The sequence below is a fragment of the Xanthobacter sp. AM11 genome (assembly GCF_047444035.1).
Taxonomy (GTDB): Bacteria; Pseudomonadota; Alphaproteobacteria; order Rhizobiales; family Xanthobacteraceae; genus Xanthobacter.
On the sequence record NZ_JBLAOA010000001.1, the window covers coordinates 621608 to 637794 of the forward strand.

Below are 16187 nucleotides of genomic sequence, written 5' to 3' on the forward strand. Positions count from 1 at the left end.
GTGGCCCTACCGGACCCTGCTGCGCTGCTGACCGGCTTCGCCGTTCTGGTGCTCGCCGGCATGGTCAAGGGGCTCATCGGCATGGGCCTGCCCACCGTGGGCATCGGCCTGCTCAGCCTGATCCTCACCCCCGCCGAAGCGGCGGCACTGCTCATCGTGCCGTCCGCCGTCACCAATGTGGTGCAGTACGCCACCGGGCCGAATGCCGTGGCCATCGCCCGCCGCTTCTTCTGGATGATGGCGGCGGTGGCGGCCGGCACCCTCGCCGGCGGGCTGCTGCTGGGCGGGCTGGCGTCGCCGGCGGCCCTGCCCGCCCTCGGCGCGACGCTGCTGGTCTATGGCGGGCTCGGCCTTTCGGCCGTGCCGCTGCACCTGCCGGCGTGGATGGAACGGTGGCTGTCGCCGGTCATGGGGCTTGCCACCGGGCTCGTCACCGGCACCACCGGCGTGTCGGTGATGCCGTCGGCCCCCTATCTCCAGGCCCTCGGCCTCAAGCGCGACGACCTGGTGCAGGCCCTCGGCCTCACCTTCACCGTCTCCACCTTCGCCCTGGCCGGCGTGCTGGCCAGCCCCGGCGCGGCGGGGGTGGCGCTGGGCGACCCCGCCCTCGTCTTGGGCTCCCTCGCGGCGCTGGTGCCGGCCTTTCTCGGCATGGAGCTGGGGCAGCGGGCGCGGCGCGTCATCCCGCCCCTCGTCTTCCGCAGGATCTTCTTCGCCGGCCTCGCCGCGCTCGGCGCCTACATGCTGATGCGCGGCCTGTGACGAACCTTGTCGCAAACATTGGGCGCGGGGCGCCCCGCCCTCACTCCGACAGGCGGTGGATGTCGTGCACCACGATGCCGATGGAATCGTCCGGCTTCTTCAGCCACTCGCCCCGGCGCAGGGTCTTCACCGTGTCCTCATAGCCGGTCTGCCAGTGGTCGCGCATGGAGGTGCCGGAGAATTCATAGTCCTTGAATTCCCGCTCATAGGTCTTTTCCTGATAGATCAGGTGGCAGATGTTCACCGGGCCGGAGGTGCTGTAATCCTCGATGAGGGAGAGGTCGTCCTCCGTGCGCAGCTGCTCGGGAATGCGCTGGAGCGCGTCATAGAGCTTGGAGCGCAGCTCCTGCACCCGGCGGAAGACATCGGTGGTGTAGCGGGTGCGGCTGGAATAGCCGATGTCCTTCTGCCGCTCGGAGACATCGAACATGTCCCGCGGCAGCGGCCCGCGGGCGCTGAACAGGTCCACCTGGAACACCAGCGCGCTGGGATGGTCCGGCTGGTCCAGGAGGAACTGGAGCGGCGTGTTGGAGACGACGCCGCCGTCCCAATAGAATTCGCCGTCGATCTTCACCGCCGGAAAGCCGGGCGGCAGCGCGCCGGAGGCCATGATGTGCTCCGGGCCGATGGTGTGTTCCTTATTGTCGAAATAGATGAAGTTGCCGGTGCGCACGTTCACCGCCCCCACCGAGAAGCGCTTCTCGCCGGAATTGATGCGGTCGAAGTCCACCAGCCTCAGCAGCGTCTCGCGCAGGGGCGAGGTGTCGTAGAAGGAGGTGGCGCCGTTCGCGCCGGTGGGCACCAGCCAGGGGTTGGGCACGCGCGGGCGGAAGAAGCCCGGCTGGCCGTGCAGGATGGTCATGGCCGCCGAGAGCTGGTTGCGCCACTGGCGGAAGATGTCGCCTTCCGGGGTGATGGGCAGCACCTTGCGCGAGGAGATGGTGGACCAGAACTCCTTCAGGCGCGGCACCCGGTCGTCGGGGGCATTGCCGGCGATGATGGCGGAATTGATGGCGCCGATGGAGACGCCGGAGATCCAGTTCGGGTCGCAGCCCACTTCGTGCAGGGCCTCATAGACCCCCGCCTGGTAGGCGCCGAGGGCCCCGCCGCCCTGGAACACCAGGGCGACGCGCTTGTACGCGCCGATGATGTCGCACAGGTTGGGAGGCATGTGGGTGGCGCGCGGCGTCATGGGGCAGCCTTCTCGTCTGGTCCGGGGGCCCGGCGCACAAGGCGGCGCCGGGCCTGGGTTGGATCATGTGCCATGCGCGGGACCGGCGCCACGGCTGCGCCGCCGATCCCGGCGGTTCGGGCGCGGAGGGCTCAGGCCGCGCCGTCCTTCAGGTAATCATAGACCACCTCGCCGAGGCCGAGGGTCAGGTCCGCCTTGATATGGGCGGCGGACAGCACTTCCAGCACCGGCAGTTCGGAAACCCGGCAGAGGGCGTGGGGGAACAGGCCGAGGGCCCCGGGGCCGGTCCAGCATTCCTTGACGGTCACATCTTCCAGATAATAGCGCACCAGTTCGCAGATGCGCGGCGTGGCGTCCACATGGGGGATGATCTTGAGCAGGAAGGTGGGGGTGAGGAGAGAAGCGAGCACCTTCTCCTTGTCCGCCGCCACATGCTTGTAGCCCATGGTGGCGGAGGCGCAGAGCACGCTGCCGTAATGCAGGGTGCCCACCAGCGTGTCGGTCTCCACCTTCATCTTGGGGTTGGCGAACTTCTTGGGGAAGCCCCACAGCTCGCGGCCGCCGGCGATGGGGGATTCATCGTCCAGATACATGGAGTGGGTGTAGCCGCCCTCCACCCCGTTGAACCGCACGGGGATCACCTGTCCGGTCTCGGTATAGTCGCCGAAGCCGGTGGAATCGGGCATGCGGATGAATTCATACTTGACGATGGGCGCGGTCACCTCGAGCGGCTCGGGCACCACCTTTGCCAGCGCCGCGGGATCGGTGCGGTAGGTGATGATCATGTATTCCCGGTCGATGAACCGGTAGGGGCCCGGCGGGTAGGAAGGACTGACGAGCGGCATGGAATAGGCGGTGCGGCGAACGTCAGCGATCTTCATGCCAAATCCCCTTGCTGGATGGATATGTACCCCGATTCGCGGGGACCGCCGGCCGCAACCGCCGCTGCCGGCGCAGACGGGCCCCGGCCGGGACCAAGCGCTTGCCATCAATGGTGGATAGCCCGAACCGGTGACACTGCCGCGACGTCATTCGTCCAGTGTGTTCAAAACGCGAGAAGTCCGCAATGGCCACGCTCGGTGCCGAAGGCAACCGCGCCGCCCTGCCTGTGCCAGGCGATGGCGCCCACGCGCGCCCCGTCCGGCGCGCGCAGCAGCAGTTCGGCGCCGTCGCCGAGGCGCAGCAGCAGGATCATGCCGTCCTCATAGCCTGCGGCCACCACCGGGTCCTTGGGGTGGCACGCCACCGCGGTGACCCGCGACGTGGGCGAGGGCGCGAGCATCATGGGCTCCTTGCCCATGGGGCCGTCCTTGGCCTGGAACGGCCACAGGATCACCTCCCCCGAGCCCGAGGTGGCCAGCCACTTGCCGTCTGCGGTGAAGGCGAAGGACTTCACCCGCGCGGGATAGCCGGTCATGCGCATGTGGGCGCCGTCGGCCACCCGCCAGCCGTGCAGCGCCGGCTCCTGCATGGTGGTGACCAGGAAGCGGCCGTCCGGCGAGAACGCCACCCCGAGGTGCGAGCCCTTCCAGCCGAACAGCTCCGGCTTGGCGCCGGGAGCATTGGGAAACCACAGGGTGACGCCGCCATAATGGGCCACGGCGAGCCGCAGGCCCTTGGGGGCGAAGGCGAGGCCGCCCACGGTGGAGGGCGCATCGAAGCGCCGGGGCTCCGGCGTCGCCCGGCCGTCGGGGAGGACGAAGGCGCTGCGCCCGGCCGAATAGGCCACCGCGCCGCCGGGGCCGAGGGCCACCCGGTCGATCCACCGCCCCTGGGCCTGCGCCAGCAGCGCCGCCGACCCGTCCGGCGCCAGCGCCATGACCCGGCCGTCGTCGCCGCCCGACACCAGCCGCGCGCCGTCGCCCACGGCGCTGAGGACCGTCCCCTCGTGCAGGGAAACGGTCTGCGTCTGCGCTCCCACCAGCGTCGCCCGCCCGTCGGCGGTGACGAAGCACGCCTTGTCCTCGAGGAAGGCGACGGCGAGCGTATCAGCAGCGAGGTCGAGGGGGCGGACGCGATCGGTGAGGCTGGCGGGTGCGGCGGTCATGGAGCCCATGTCTGCGGAGCGGAAAACCCGATCCTAGAGCGCGATCCGAGCAAATTGAACCAATTTGATCGGTGAATCGCCCTCTAACTTAAGGATAGAGAACGCGTTATCCGATCCGCTTGCGATGCAAGCGGATCGGCGCGTGCTCTGGAGCGCGATCCGCCCGGAGGGAACCGCGGCGCGGGGGCCCACGGGCGGCAAATCGCCGTCCGCCCCCCGGAGCAACTGCGCGAGCGGGCAGCGCGCGGATCTGGCCGGCGCATCCCGGTCACCGGCCGTGGCGCCGTTCAGGCGGTGTCGTCGGCATAGATGCGCACGTAGCGCCCGTCCACCTCCACCCCGACGAAGCGCTGGTCGAAGGCGATGCACAGCCGCTGAGCCATGGCGACGATGGCGTCGGTGCTGTCGGTGCGCACCCGCGCCAGCAGGATCTGGCGCCGGCGGCCCTCGAACATGGCGTCGGCCCGCTGCACCGTGACCGAGGGGAAGACATGCCCGAGGGTGGCGCAGAAGCTGTCCACGTCCTCCTCCGTCAGCGGCCGGCAGCCGGTGTTGGGCAGGTAGAGGATGTGGACCTGCTGGCCCACCGCATTCTCCAGGTGCCGCACCGCCACCGCATGGCCCTCGATCTCGAAGGCGGCCTGGTCGCGGATGGCGCATTCCACGTCGTGGGCGGTCTGGTCGAACAGGGCTTCCAGGGCGGCATTGACCCCGCGGCCGGCATCCACCAGATGGCGGCAGCCGTCCAGATAGCCGAGCTTGCGGTCGCTCCCCCAGCCGGCGGGCGGTGACACCACCACGGCCCGCAGGTTGGAGATGACATCCGCGATCTTCACCATGCGGGCGGCTTCGGACTTGGCGGCCATGGCGGCGATGCGGTGGCGGCGGCGCTCGTCCTTCGGCAGGCTCATGTCGTCGGAATTCTCCACGACGATGCCCGCCACCCGCGCGCCGAACGCCTGGCGCAGGTCGTCCACGCTGCGGGGCGTGTCCTCGATCACGTCATGGAGCAAAGCGGCGATGAGCAGCTCGGTGTCGTCGCCGCCGGTGGTGCGAGCCACCAGGTCCAGCACCTCGATAAGGTGGTTGATATAGGGCTCCTGCGCCGCCCCCTTGCGGCGCTGGTTGGCGTGCGCCTCGGCCGCATACGCCAGGGCGCGGGTGAGTTCGGTGACCGCCGGCATCAGCCGAGGCACATGGCGGGCACGTCGCCTTCGATGATCAGCTTCGCCGAGGTCTCGGCGAGGATCCGGTCGATGGAGACATCCGGCCCGCGCTCGCGCAGCACCAAGCCTTCGTGGGTGGGCTCGATCACCGCCAGCTCGGTGACGATGAGGCTCACCCGGCGCAAAGCGGTGAGCGGCAGGGTGCATTCCGGCACGATCTTGGGATCGCCCTTGGCCGAATGCACCATGGCCACGATCACCCGCTTGGCGCCGGCCACCAGGTCCATGGCGCCGCCCATGCCGGGCACCATCTTGCCGGGGACCATCCAGTTGGCGAGGTAGCCGCGCTCGTCGACCTGCAGGCCGCCGAGCACGGTCATGTCCAGGTGGCCGCCGCGGATGATGCCGAAGCTCATGGCGCTGTCGATGGAGGCCGCGCCCGGAACGGCGGTGACGAAGCCGCCGCCGGCGTCGGTGAGGTGCGGGTCCTCCATGCCTTCCGGCGGGCGGGCGCCGAGGCCGATCACCCCGTTCTCGGCCTGGAAATAGACCCCGGCATCATGGGGAATGAAGTTCGCCACCATGCTCGGCAGGCCGATGCCGAGATTGACCAGCATGCCCGGCTTCACCTCCTGCGCCACGCGGCGGGCGATGACTTCCTTGGCGCTCATGGCCGCCCGCGGCCGTTCCATCACGTCGGCTTCCATCACGCGGCCCTCGCAAGCAGGTGGTCCACAAGCACGCCCGGCGTCTTCACCGCATCCGGCGGGATGACGCCCACGGGCACGATCAGTTCCGGCTCCACGATCACGGTCGCGCCGGCCAAGGCCATGATGGGATTGAAATTGTGCGCGGTCAGCGAATAGGTGAGGTTGCCGGCGTAGTCCGCCTTCTGCGAGGCGATCAGCGCGAAGTCGCCGTGGATGGGCTTTTCCACCAGGTAACGCTTGCCATCCACCTCGACGGTCTGCTTGCCGGTCTCCACCGGCGTGCCGAGGCCGGTGGCGGTGAGCACGCCGCCGAGGCCGACACCGGCGGCGCGGATGCGCTCCACCAGCGTGCCCTGGGGCACCAGCTCCACCTCGATCTCGCCGGCGATCATCTTCTTCTGGATCTCCGGGTTGAGGCCGATATGGGAGACGATGGCACGGGCCACGCAGCCGGCGGTCACCAGCTTGCCGATGCCGCGGCCCGGCATCGCCGCATCGTTGGCGACGAAGGTGAGATCGCGGATGCCGCGCGCGACCATGGCGTCGATCAGGCGCTCCGGCGTCCCCACCCCCATGAAGCCGCCGATCAGCACCACTGCCCCGTCGGGGATGAGCTCCGCCGCGTCCTCGGGTCTGATGGCCTTCCTCATGCGTTCCTCCTTCACGCCGCGGCGGACTGCTGGAGCAGCCGCTTCGCGGCACGGGCTATGACGATTTCCTCGTTGGTCGGGATGACCATGATGCGCGCCCGGCTGAATTCGGTGCTGATCACCCGGGCGTTGTCGTCGTTGCGGTCATGGTCGAGGTCGAGGCCGATCCAGTCCAGCCCGTCGCAGATGCGGCGGCGGATCTTGCGGGAATTCTCGCCGATGCCGCCGCAGAAGACGAGGGCGTCGAGCCCGCCGAGGGCCGCAGCGAGGCCGCCCAGCTCGCGGCGGATGCGGAAGACGAAATAATTGATGGCCTCGTGCGCCGCGGGCACGTCCGCGCTTTCCAGCACCCGCATGTCGTTGGAGATCCCCGACAGGCCGAGAAGGCCGGACTTGTTGTAGAAGATGTCGCGCACCTCGTCGATGGTGCGGCCTTCCTGCTGCACCATGTAGAAAATGACGCCCGGGTCCACCTGGCCGCAGCGCGTGCCCATGGGCAGTCCGTCCAGGGCGGTGAAGCCCATGGTGGAGGCCACCGAGCGGCCGCCGAGGATGCCGCACATGGAGGCGCCGTTGCCCAGGTGCGCCACCACCACGCGGCCGGCATGCAGCTGCGGGGCGATGCGCTTCAGCTCGCCGGAAACAAATTCATAGCTCAGCCCGTGGAAGCCGTAGCGGCGGATTCCCTTGTCGTAATATTCGCGCGGCAGCGCGAACATGTCGTTTTCCTTGGGATGGTGCCGGTGGAAGGCGGTGTCGAAGCAGGCCACCTGCAGCGCATCGGGGAACGCCGCCTGCGCCGCCTCGATGCCGGCGATGTTGTGCGGCTGGTGGATGGGGGCGAAGGGCGAAAGCCGCTTCAGCTCGTCCATCACCGGCTCGGTCACCGTCATGGGCTCGGAATAGCGCGGGCCGCCATGCACCACCCGGTGCCCCACCACGCTGGCGCGGGCGGCGGGAAAATGCTCGCGCAGCAGCGCCAGCACCGTGGCGAGGGCGCTTTTGTGGTCGGCCGCCTCGCTGGCGGCAAGGTCGCGCTCCGCCCGCGGCAGCGCCTCGCCCAGATTGGCCTTGAGGCGCGGCTGCCGGCCGATGTTCTCCACCAGCCCCACCGCCATCTGCACCGGCTCGCCGGAGATGTCGTAGAGGCTGAACTTCAGCGAGGAGGAGCCGGCATTGAGGGTGAGGGTGACCGGCTGGGTCATGCGTCGCGCGCCTCTGCTTCACCCGCGATGCGGGCCTGGTGGATGGCGGCCACGGCGCACGAGGCGAGGCGGGCCTGGGCGCTGTCGGCCCGGGAGGTGAGGATGATGGGCACCTTCGCACCCATCACCAGCCCGGCGCCCTCGGCGTGGGACACATAGGTGAGCTGCTTGGCCAGCATGTTGCCGGCGTCCAGATTGGGCACCACCAGCACTTCCGCCCGCCCCGCCACCGGCGAGACGATGCCCTTGGTGCGGGCGGCGGCGATGTCGATGGCATTGTCCATGGCCAGCGGGCCGTCCACCATGCCGCCCACGATCTGGCCGCGCTCGGCCATCTTGGAGAGCAGCGCCGCATCCACCGAGGAGGCGATCTGCGGGTTCACCGTCTCCACCGCCGAGAGCACGCCCACCTTCGGCTGGGCGATGCCGAGGGAGATGGCGAGGTCGATGGCATTCTGGACGATGTCGATCTTGGTGACGAGGTCCGGCTGGATGTTGATGGCCGCGTCGGTCACCAGCAGCGGATGGGGAAGGCCCGGCACATCCATGACGAAGATGTGGGTGAGACGGCGGCCGGTACGCAGGCCGCGCTCCTTGCGCAGGACGGCGCGCAGCAGTTCGTCGGTGTGCAGGTGGCCCTTCATCACCGCGCCGGCCCGCCCGTCGGCCACCAGGTCCACCGCCATGTTGGAGGCGGCGGTGTGGTCCGCCACGTCGAGGATCTCCACCCCGTCGAGGCTCTCCCCGCATTCCTTGGCGGCGGCCTCGATCTTGGCGCGCGAGCCCACCAGGATGGGAGTGATGAGCGTGTGGCGGGCGGCCAGAAGGGCGCCGCCGAGGGAATTGGGCTCCTCCGGGGCCACCACCGCCACGGTGAGGGGCGCCAGCGGCTCGGCCCGCGCCACCAGCGCATCGAAATGGCGGTGGCGCTGCACCAGCAGGCCGGGAATGTCCTGCTCCTCATAGGTCAGCTTCACCTGCGGGGCGGCCACCACCGCCTCGCCACTCAGCAGCAGCTCCACCGGCTCCTCGCGATGGACGGTGGTGGCGAACACCACCGTGCCGTCGGGCCGCTTCTGCGAGAGGCGGACCCGCACCACCAGGTCGTCGCCGGCCTTGGCGCGGGCGTGGAAATCCAGGGTCTGGGAGCGGTAGAGGGTGCCGGCGCCGGGCAGGATGTTGCCCAGCACGGCGGAGATGAGCGAGCCCACCCACATGGCGGGCGCCGTCACCTCGTCCTTGCGGCCGTCATTGTCCAGGTCGTAGCCCGGCAGGTGCATGGGATTGTGGTTGCCGGAGGCGGTGGCGAAGACGAAGAGGTCGTCGGCCGTGCACACGCGGCGAAGCTCCGCAGTGTCGCCCACCTGGAGTTCATCGAACGTCTTGTTCTCGCGCTTCATGGTCGGAAAGCCTTCCGTTTCATGCCATCCCGGGGATGGTTGCAGGCTGGAGCGGCGGTGCGCAGCGGCGCGCGCCCGCGCACGGAGCCTGTCGGCCCGCGCGCCGGGCCGGAGGATCAGCCGACGATGCTGTAGCCGCCGTCGATGAGGTGCACACCGCCGGTGACGTTGGCGGCCTCGCGGCTCGCCAGGAAGGCGGCATAGGCGCCCACGTCCTCGATGGAGGCCAGCATGTGGGTGGGCGCGCGCTCGGCGGCGGCGTTGAGCAGCTCGTCGAAATGGTCGATGCCCGAGGCGGCGCGGGTCATGAGCGGTCCCGGGGAGAGGGCATGCACCGAAATGTGCTTGCCGCCCAGCTCGGCCGCCGCATACCGCACCACCGATTCCAGCGCCGATTTCACCGGACCCATGATGTTGTAATTGTCCACCACCTTCTCCGAGCCGTAGAACGACACGGTCATGCAGGTGCCGCCTTCCGGCATCATCGGCTCGGCCAGGCGGATCATGCGCAGGAAGGAGTGGACGGAAACGTCCATGGCCTGGGCGAAGCCTGCGGCGGAGCAGTCAACCACCCGGCCGTGCAGGTCCTCCCGCGGGCAGAAGGCGATGGAATGCAGCAGGGTGTCGAGCCGGCCCCAGCGGCTGCCGATCTCGCCGAACACCCGCTCCAGCTCGCCGGGAACGCTCACGTCCAGCGGCATGATGATGCTGGCGCCCAGCTCCTCGGCCAGCGGCCGCACGTGGCGTTCCGCCTTCTCGTTGAGATAGGTGATGGCAAGCTCCGCGCCCTGCTCGCGGAACGCCTTGGCGCACCCCCAGGCGATGGACTGGTCGTTGGCGACGCCGACCACGAGCGCCTTCTGGCCCTGAAGCGAAAACATGCAACGCCCCCCGCCTTCGCATGTATTTGCCGTGTCATTTGCTTCACGCGAAGCATGACGTCGGCAGACCTCCCCGCCGGCCGGCCTCATCCCAAAGGATGAGTTCGGCAGACCCAGTCGAGATGCACTCTTATTCCCCGCATCTGACTGTTTTATTACGCGAGGGTGGTGCTGGAACGGACCCAATGTGGCCATTGGCCGCTGGCACCGGCGGGAAGAGCATGGCAACACCGCCGCGCATCGCGGGCCTTTCGGCGGCAGGACGGGGCCCGCGGGGCAGTCCCGCGGGCCGCAGCAGCTCAGTTGGCGGCCTGCGTCTTCACCAGCGGGCAGTCGCCCTCAGCCAGCGGCCGGAACGCCTCGTCGCCGGGGATGACGCGGATGAGCCGGAGGTAGTCCCAGGGATATTTCTGCTCGGCCGGCGTCTTCACCTGGAGCAGGTAGAGGTCGTGGACCATGCGCCCGTCCTCGCGGATGCGTCCGCCATGGGAGAAGAAGTCGTCCACCGGCGTCGCCTTCATCTGCGCCGCCACGGTGGCGGTGTCGGTGGTGCCGGCCGCCTTCACCGCCTTGAGATAATGCAGGATGGCGGAATAGGTGCCGGCCTGCCCCATGGTGGGCATGGCCTTGTGCCGGGCATAGAAGCGCTGCGACCAGGCGCGGGTTTCCGCGTTCAGGTCCCAGTAGAAGCCCTGCGTGAGGATGAGGCCCTGTGCCACCGGCAGGCCGATGGCGTGGATGTCGGTGATGTGCAGGTAGAGGCCGGCCAGCTTGATGCCCGACTGGGGAATGCCGAATTCGTTGGCCTGCTTGATGGCGTTCACCTGGTCCGCCCCCGAATTGGCGAAGGCGATCAGCTTCGCCCCGGAGCCCTGGGCCTGGAGCAGGTAGGAGGAGAAATCCGTCGTGCCCTGCGGGTGGCGCACATGGCCCACCACCTTGCCGCCGCCCTTGGCCACCGCGCTGGCGGTGTCGCGTTCCAGCGCCGTGCCGAACGCATAGTCTGCGGTAATGAAGAACCACGGCCCGTCCTTGGCCAGGGAAGCGCCGGTGCCGGCGGCGAGGGCGTAGGTGTCATAGGTCCAGTGGATGCCGGTGGCGGCGCAGGCCTTGCCGGTGAAATCCGAGGAGCCGCCGGTGGAGGCCAGAACGAGCTTATTCTTCTTGCGGCCGATCTCCTGCACCGCCAGCAGCACGGAGGAGGTGGGAATGTCGGCGATGACCTCCACCTTCTCCTCGTCGATCCAGCGGTTCACCAGCGCCGCGCCCACGTCCGGCTTGTTCTGGTGATCCCCGGCGATGATCTCCACCGGGCGGCCAAGCACGGTGCCGCCGAAATCCTCCACCGCCATGCGCGCGGCGATCACCGAACCGGGACCGGCCATGTCGGCATAGATGCCGGCCTGGTCGTTCAGCACGCCGATGCGCAGGGGCTCGGGATCGGCCGCCGCGGGGCCGGCGGCGAGGGCCACCGCGGCAAGTGCGGCAAGCGCCAGGGCGACGGTGCGGGGGAAGGCTGCCCTGGAGGCAGGGGAAGCGTCGTGCGGGCGCATGGGGGTCTCCGGGAGGAACTGGGTCCCGGATAGTTCACATTTTCTGGTGATTCAATAGACAATACGTCTCGGGTCTGGTGTTTCCATATTTTCACATAATTATACGTAATTACGCAGCCTTTGCCATCTCCCGCACACCTGGCCTATGAGCGGCAGCAGCCGCCATGCTCCCGACACCCCTGCCCATAGACGCCGTTCTCGGCGACCTCACCGCCACTCTCGCCGCCACGCCCTGCGCCGTGCTGGTGGCGCCCCCCGGCGCGGGCAAGACCACCCGCGTGCCCCTCGCCCTGCTGGATGCCCCCTGGGTGAACGGCGGCCGCATCCTGGTGCTGGAGCCGCGCCGCCTCGCCGCCCGCGCCGCCGCCCGGCGCATGGCGCAGACCCTGGGGGAGCGGGTGGGCGAGCAGGTGGGCTTTCGCACCCGTCTCGGCTCCGAGGTCTCCCGCCGCACCCGCATCGAGGTGGTCACCGAGGGCATCTTCACCCGCATGGTGCTTGAGGACCCGGAACTGGCCGGCGTCGCCGCCGTGCTGTTCGACGAATTCCACGAGCGCAGCCTGGATGCCGACCTCGGCCTCGCCCTCGCCCTCGACGCCCAGCGCGGCCTGCGGGAGGACCTGCGCCTTCTGGCCATGTCCGCCACCCTCGACGGCGCCCGCGTCGCCGCCCTCATGGGGCCGGAGGGCGCCCCGGCGCCGGTGATCGAGAGCGCGGGCCGCGCCTTTCCGGTGGACACCCACTATCTGGGCCGCGATCCGCGCACCCCGGTGGAGCGGCAGATGGCCGACGCCATCCTGCGCGCCCTGGCGCAGGAACAGGGCTCCATCCTCGCCTTCCTGCCCGGCGCGGCGGAGATCCGCCGCACCCAGGACCTCCTGGCCGAGCGCCTGCGCGACCCGGCGGTGGATGTGGCGGCCCTGTTCGGCGCGCTGGACGCCGCCGAGCAGGACCGCGCCGTGCTGCCGGCCCCGCCCGGCCGGCGCAAGGTGGTGCTTTCCACCTCCATCGCCGAAACCTCCCTCACCATCGAAGGGGTGCGGGTGGTGGTGGATTGCGGCCTTGCCCGGGTGCCGCGCTTCGAGCCGGACGTGGGGCTGACGCGGCTGGAGACCGTGCGCGTCTCCCGTGCCGCCGCCGACCAGCGCCGGGGCCGCGCCGGCCGCACCGGGCCGGGGGTGTGCTACCGCCTGTGGGGCGAGGGGGAGACGCAGAGCCTGATGCCCTTCGCCACCCCGGAAATCCTTTCCGCCGACCTCGCCGGCCTGGTGCTGGACCTCGCCCGCGTGGGTGTGCGCGACCCGGCCGCCCTGCCCTTCCTCGATCCGCCGCCCGCCCCCGCCGTCATCGAGGCGAAGGCGTTGCTACGGCTGCTCGGCGCCCTCGACGCCACCGACGGGGTGACGCCGCTGGGCCGCCGCATGGCCCGCCTGCCCCTGCCGCCGCGCCTCGCCCACATGGTGGCCGCCGGGGCGGCGCGGGGTGCCGGCCGGGAGGCGGCGGAGATCGCCGCCCTGCTCACCGAGCGCGGGCTCGGCGGCGATGGCGTGGACCTCCTGCACCGTCTCGACGGCTTCCGCCGCGACCGCTCCCGCCGCGCCGAGGACGCCCGCCGGCTCGCCGAGCGCTGGGCCCAGTCGGCCGGCGGGCGGGACGGCGCCGCCGGTGCGGCGGATGCGGCGGCCGGCGACACGCCCTCCCCCGCCTGTCTGCTCGCCCTCGCCTTTCCCGACCGGGTGGCGAAGGCGCGCGGCGACGGCACCCGCTTCCTGCTCGCCAACGGCCGCGGCGGGGTGGTGGACCCGGCCTCATCGCTGGCCAAGGCCCCGTTCCTCGCGGTGGCGGAGGCCAGCGGGCGGGCCGATGCCGCGCGCATCACCCTGGCCGCCGCCCTTTCCGCCGAGGAGGTGGAGCAGCTGTTTGCCGGCGACATCACCGGCGGCGTCGAGATCGCCTTCGATGCCGAGGCGGCGGCGGTGCGGGCGCGCGAGGTGCGGCGCCTGCGGGCCATCACCCTGGCCAGCCGGCCGCGGCCGGTGCCGGCGGATGCGCCGACCGCGCGGGTTCTGGCGGAAGGCATCGCCACCCTCGGCCTCCAGCGCCTGCCGCTGAATGCCGCCGCACAGCAATGGCGCGAGCGCGTGCAGTTCCTGCGGGCCGCCGAGGGCGCCCCCTGGCCGGACCTCTGCGACGCGGCCCTGGCGGCAACGGCCGGCGCGTGGCTCGCGCCCTTCATCGCGGGCCGCACCGCCCTGGCCGACATTGCGGCGGGGGAGGTCTCGAACGCCCTCCACGCCCTTCTGCCCTATGAGCTGACCGCCCGGCTGGAGGCGGAGGCGCCCACCCATTTCACCGCGCCCACCGGCTCGCGCCTGCCCATCGACTATGGCGCGGAAGGCGGGCCGCAGGTGAGCGTGCGGGTGCAGGAATTGTTCGGCCTCACCGCCCACCCCGCCATCGCCGGCGGCCGGGTGCCGCTGACCCTCGCCCTGCTCTCCCCCGCCCACCGGCCGATCCAGGTGACCAGGGACCTGCCCCAGTTCTGGCGCGGCTCATGGCGGGAGGTGCGCACCGAGATGCGCGGGCGCTATCCCCGCCACCCCTGGCCGGACAATCCGGCGGAAGCCCCGCCCACCACCCGCGCCAAGCCGCGGGGCACCTGATTCAGGCGTCTTCCGGCGGCAGCGGGCGCGGGCGGCCCGCCTCGTCGATGGCCACGAAGGTGAACACCGCTTCCGTGACCTTGGTGGTGTCCTCGCTGGCACGGGCGCGGCGCCACGCCTCCACCTCGATGCGCATGGAGGAGCGCCCGACCTTCACCACCCGGGCGAACAGACTCACCTCGTCGCCCACCGCCACCGGGGACAGGAAGCTCATGGCCTCCACCGCCACCGTGGCCGCGCGCCCGCGCGAGCGCCGCGCCGCCACATTGCCCGCGGCAAGGTCCATCTGCGACATGAGCCAGCCGCCGAAAATGTCCCCGTTGGGGTTGGTGTCGGCCGGCATGGCAATGGTGCGGATGGAGGGATCGCCGCTCGGCATGTTCGACTCTTTGTCGTGCATCGGGGTCTCCGCACGCCTAAGGCGCAACGTGGGGGAAGCTCGGCCTCAGCCAATAGACAAATTTTCGCCGGCCGGCAGCCAAATTTGATCCATCTCAGAGAATCGCCCCGCCAGTGCTGCTTATCTGTGTTCGTCCATGTCTTTTCGGGGCAGACAGGGCATGGATGACCGGCTCCGCCTTGCTGTGTGGGCGGAGCCGGTATCTCCTTTCAGCCGACCCAATCGAAGGCCGGCGCGTGTTTCGGCAGGGCATGGCCCTGGCGGCGCACACGGAACGAGCCGGCCGCCAAAGCGAGGCCGCCGTGACCACATCCCCCCGGGCATCATCGCGCTTCACCCTGTCCATCCGCCGCGCCGCCGCGCTGGCCGGAACCGCGCTCGCTCTGGCCGCGGGCCTCGCACCGGTGGCCGAGGCGTGCACGCGCGCGGTCTATCTCGGCTCGGCCGGGGTGGTGGTGACCGGCCGCAGCATGGACTGGTCGGAGGACATGCGCACCAATCTATGGGTGTTCCCCGCCGGCATGGCCCGCGAAGGCGCCGCCGGGGCCAATACGCCGAAATGGGTTTCCCGATACGGCAGCCTGATTGCCTCGGGCTATGACGTGGGCACGGCGGACGGCATGAACGAGAAGGGCCTCGTCGCCAACCTGCTCTATCTGGCGGAATCCCAATATGCCCGCCCCGACGGCCGGCCGGCCCTCTCCATCAGCCTGTGGGCGCAATATGTGCTCGACAATTTCGCCACCGTGAACGAGGCGGTGGAGGCGCTGTCCCGCGAACCGTTCGTGGTGGTCACGGCGGCGCTGCCCAACGGGCGGGCGGCCCAGCTCCACCTGGCCGTTTCCGACGCCTCCGGCGACAGCGCCATCTTCGAGTATCTGGGCGGCAAGCTGGTGATCCACCACGGCCGGCAGTATCAGGTGATGACCAATTCGCCGTCCTACGACCAGCAGCTGGCACTCAATTCCTATTGGGAGGATGTGGGCGGCACGGTGTTCCTGCCCGGCACCTTCCGGGCGGCGGACCGGTTCGCCCGCGCCAGCTTCCTCATCAAGGCGCTGCCCTCCAAGGCCGAGCCGGCCATCATCACCGCCGTGCCCGACCACACCTATGACAACCAGGCGGTGGGCTCGGTCGCCAGCGTCATGCGCGCGGTCAGCGTTCCCCTGGGCTTCATCACCCCCGGCGAACCCAACATCGCCTCCACCTTGTGGCGGACGGTGAGCGACCAGAAGAACCGCGTGTTCTTCTTCGATTCCGCCACCAGCCCCAACACCTTCTGGGTGCCCCTGGCGGAGCTGGACCTCAAGCCCGGCGCACCGGTGAAGAAGCTGGATCTGACCGGCGGCAAGGTCTATTCCGGCAGCGTCGCCGCCCGCTTCGAAAAGGCCGAGCCCTTCACCTTCCTGCCGGTGAAGGTGGACTGATCGCCCCAGCACGCCCGCCGCCCGGGCGGCGGCCGGCCGCCCGCGGTGCATTGACTTTGCAGGCCCCGATGGTGTATCGGACCCACTTCGCGTGGGCCCATGCGCCCGCATTCCCTTTCCCGACCGGAAGA

The 16187-nt window shown here is 70.1% G+C and carries 14 protein-coding genes; 3 read left to right on the forward strand and 11 right to left on the reverse strand.

Features of this window, described 5'->3' with window-relative positions; genetic code table 11:
• Positions 1-762, forward strand: a complete 762-nt coding sequence (locus ACI7BZ_RS02965; protein ID WP_414115709.1) for a sulfite exporter TauE/SafE family protein — start codon at positions 1-3, stop codon at positions 760-762.
• Positions 763-802: 40 nt separating this feature from the next.
• Here ACI7BZ_RS02965 and ACI7BZ_RS02970 read toward each other — a convergent pair whose 3' ends face one another.
• From ACI7BZ_RS02970 to ACI7BZ_RS03015, 10 genes are all read right to left on the reverse strand, one after another.
• On the reverse strand, positions 803-1954 hold the full coding sequence (locus ACI7BZ_RS02970; protein WP_414115710.1) for a patatin-like phospholipase family protein: 1152 nt from the start codon (positions 1952-1954) through the stop codon (positions 803-805).
• Positions 1955-2085: 131 nt separating this feature from the next.
• On the reverse strand, positions 2086-2835 hold the full coding sequence (locus ACI7BZ_RS02975) for an acetoacetate decarboxylase (RefSeq protein WP_414115711.1): 750 nt from the start codon (positions 2833-2835) through the stop codon (positions 2086-2088).
• Positions 2836-2999: 164 nt separating this feature from the next.
• Positions 3000-4010, reverse strand: a complete 1011-nt coding sequence (locus ACI7BZ_RS02980; RefSeq protein ID WP_414115712.1) for a WD40 repeat domain-containing protein — start codon at positions 4008-4010, stop codon at positions 3000-3002.
• 278 nt (positions 4011-4288) lie between these two features.
• On the reverse strand, positions 4289-5185 hold the full coding sequence (locus ACI7BZ_RS02985) for an HD domain-containing protein (RefSeq protein ID WP_414115713.1): 897 nt from the start codon (positions 5183-5185) through the stop codon (positions 4289-4291).
• Positions 5185-5838, reverse strand: a complete 654-nt coding sequence (locus ACI7BZ_RS02990) for a 3-oxoacid CoA-transferase subunit B (RefSeq protein ID WP_414119077.1) — start codon at positions 5836-5838, stop codon at positions 5185-5187. The genes ACI7BZ_RS02985 and ACI7BZ_RS02990 overlap by 1 nt, the downstream gene beginning before the upstream one ends.
• A 35-nt stretch (positions 5839-5873) precedes the next feature.
• Positions 5874-6527 carry a CoA transferase subunit A gene (locus tag ACI7BZ_RS02995; protein WP_414115714.1) on the reverse strand — a complete coding sequence of 218 codons (654 nt, stop codon included), beginning with the start codon at positions 6525-6527 and terminating at the stop codon, positions 5874-5876.
• Positions 6528-6538: 11 nt separating this feature from the next.
• Complete coding sequence (locus ACI7BZ_RS03000) at positions 6539-7732, reverse strand: acetate/propionate family kinase (RefSeq protein WP_414115715.1); 1194 nt, start codon at positions 7730-7732, stop codon at positions 6539-6541.
• On the reverse strand, positions 7729-9132 hold the full coding sequence (locus ACI7BZ_RS03005) for a bifunctional enoyl-CoA hydratase/phosphate acetyltransferase (protein ID WP_414115716.1): 1404 nt from the start codon (positions 9130-9132) through the stop codon (positions 7729-7731). The genes ACI7BZ_RS03000 and ACI7BZ_RS03005 overlap by 4 nt, the downstream gene beginning before the upstream one ends.
• Before the next feature lie 116 nt (positions 9133-9248).
• Positions 9249-10013: an enoyl-ACP reductase FabI gene (gene fabI / locus ACI7BZ_RS03010; RefSeq protein ID WP_414115717.1), complete on the reverse strand. Its 765-nt coding sequence runs from the start codon at positions 10011-10013 to the stop codon at positions 9249-9251.
• A gap of 299 nt (positions 10014-10312) precedes the next feature.
• Complete coding sequence (locus ACI7BZ_RS03015; protein ID WP_414115718.1) at positions 10313-11566, reverse strand: ABC transporter substrate-binding protein; 1254 nt, start codon at positions 11564-11566, stop codon at positions 10313-10315.
• 164 nt (positions 11567-11730) lie between these two features.
• Here ACI7BZ_RS03015 and hrpB point away from each other — a divergent pair, with 164 nt between their 5' ends.
• Positions 11731-14229 (forward strand): ATP-dependent helicase HrpB, encoded by a 2499-nt coding sequence (hrpB, locus tag ACI7BZ_RS03020; protein ID WP_414115719.1) that lies wholly within the window; start codon positions 11731-11733, stop codon positions 14227-14229.
• A 1-nt stretch (position 14230) separates the two neighbouring features.
• Here hrpB and ACI7BZ_RS03025 read toward each other — a convergent pair whose 3' ends face one another.
• Positions 14231-14629: an acyl-CoA thioesterase gene (locus tag ACI7BZ_RS03025; RefSeq protein WP_414115720.1), complete on the reverse strand. Its 399-nt coding sequence runs from the start codon at positions 14627-14629 to the stop codon at positions 14231-14233.
• Positions 14630-14931: 302 nt separating this feature from the next.
• On the opposite strand from ACI7BZ_RS03025, the gene ACI7BZ_RS03030 reads away from it, so the two are divergent.
• The gene (locus tag ACI7BZ_RS03030) at positions 14932-16056 is read left to right on the forward strand and encodes a linear amide C-N hydrolase (protein ID WP_414115721.1); all 1125 of its coding nucleotides are present in this window, start codon (positions 14932-14934) and stop codon (positions 16054-16056) included.
• The last annotated feature ends 131 nt before the right edge of the window (positions 16057-16187 follow it).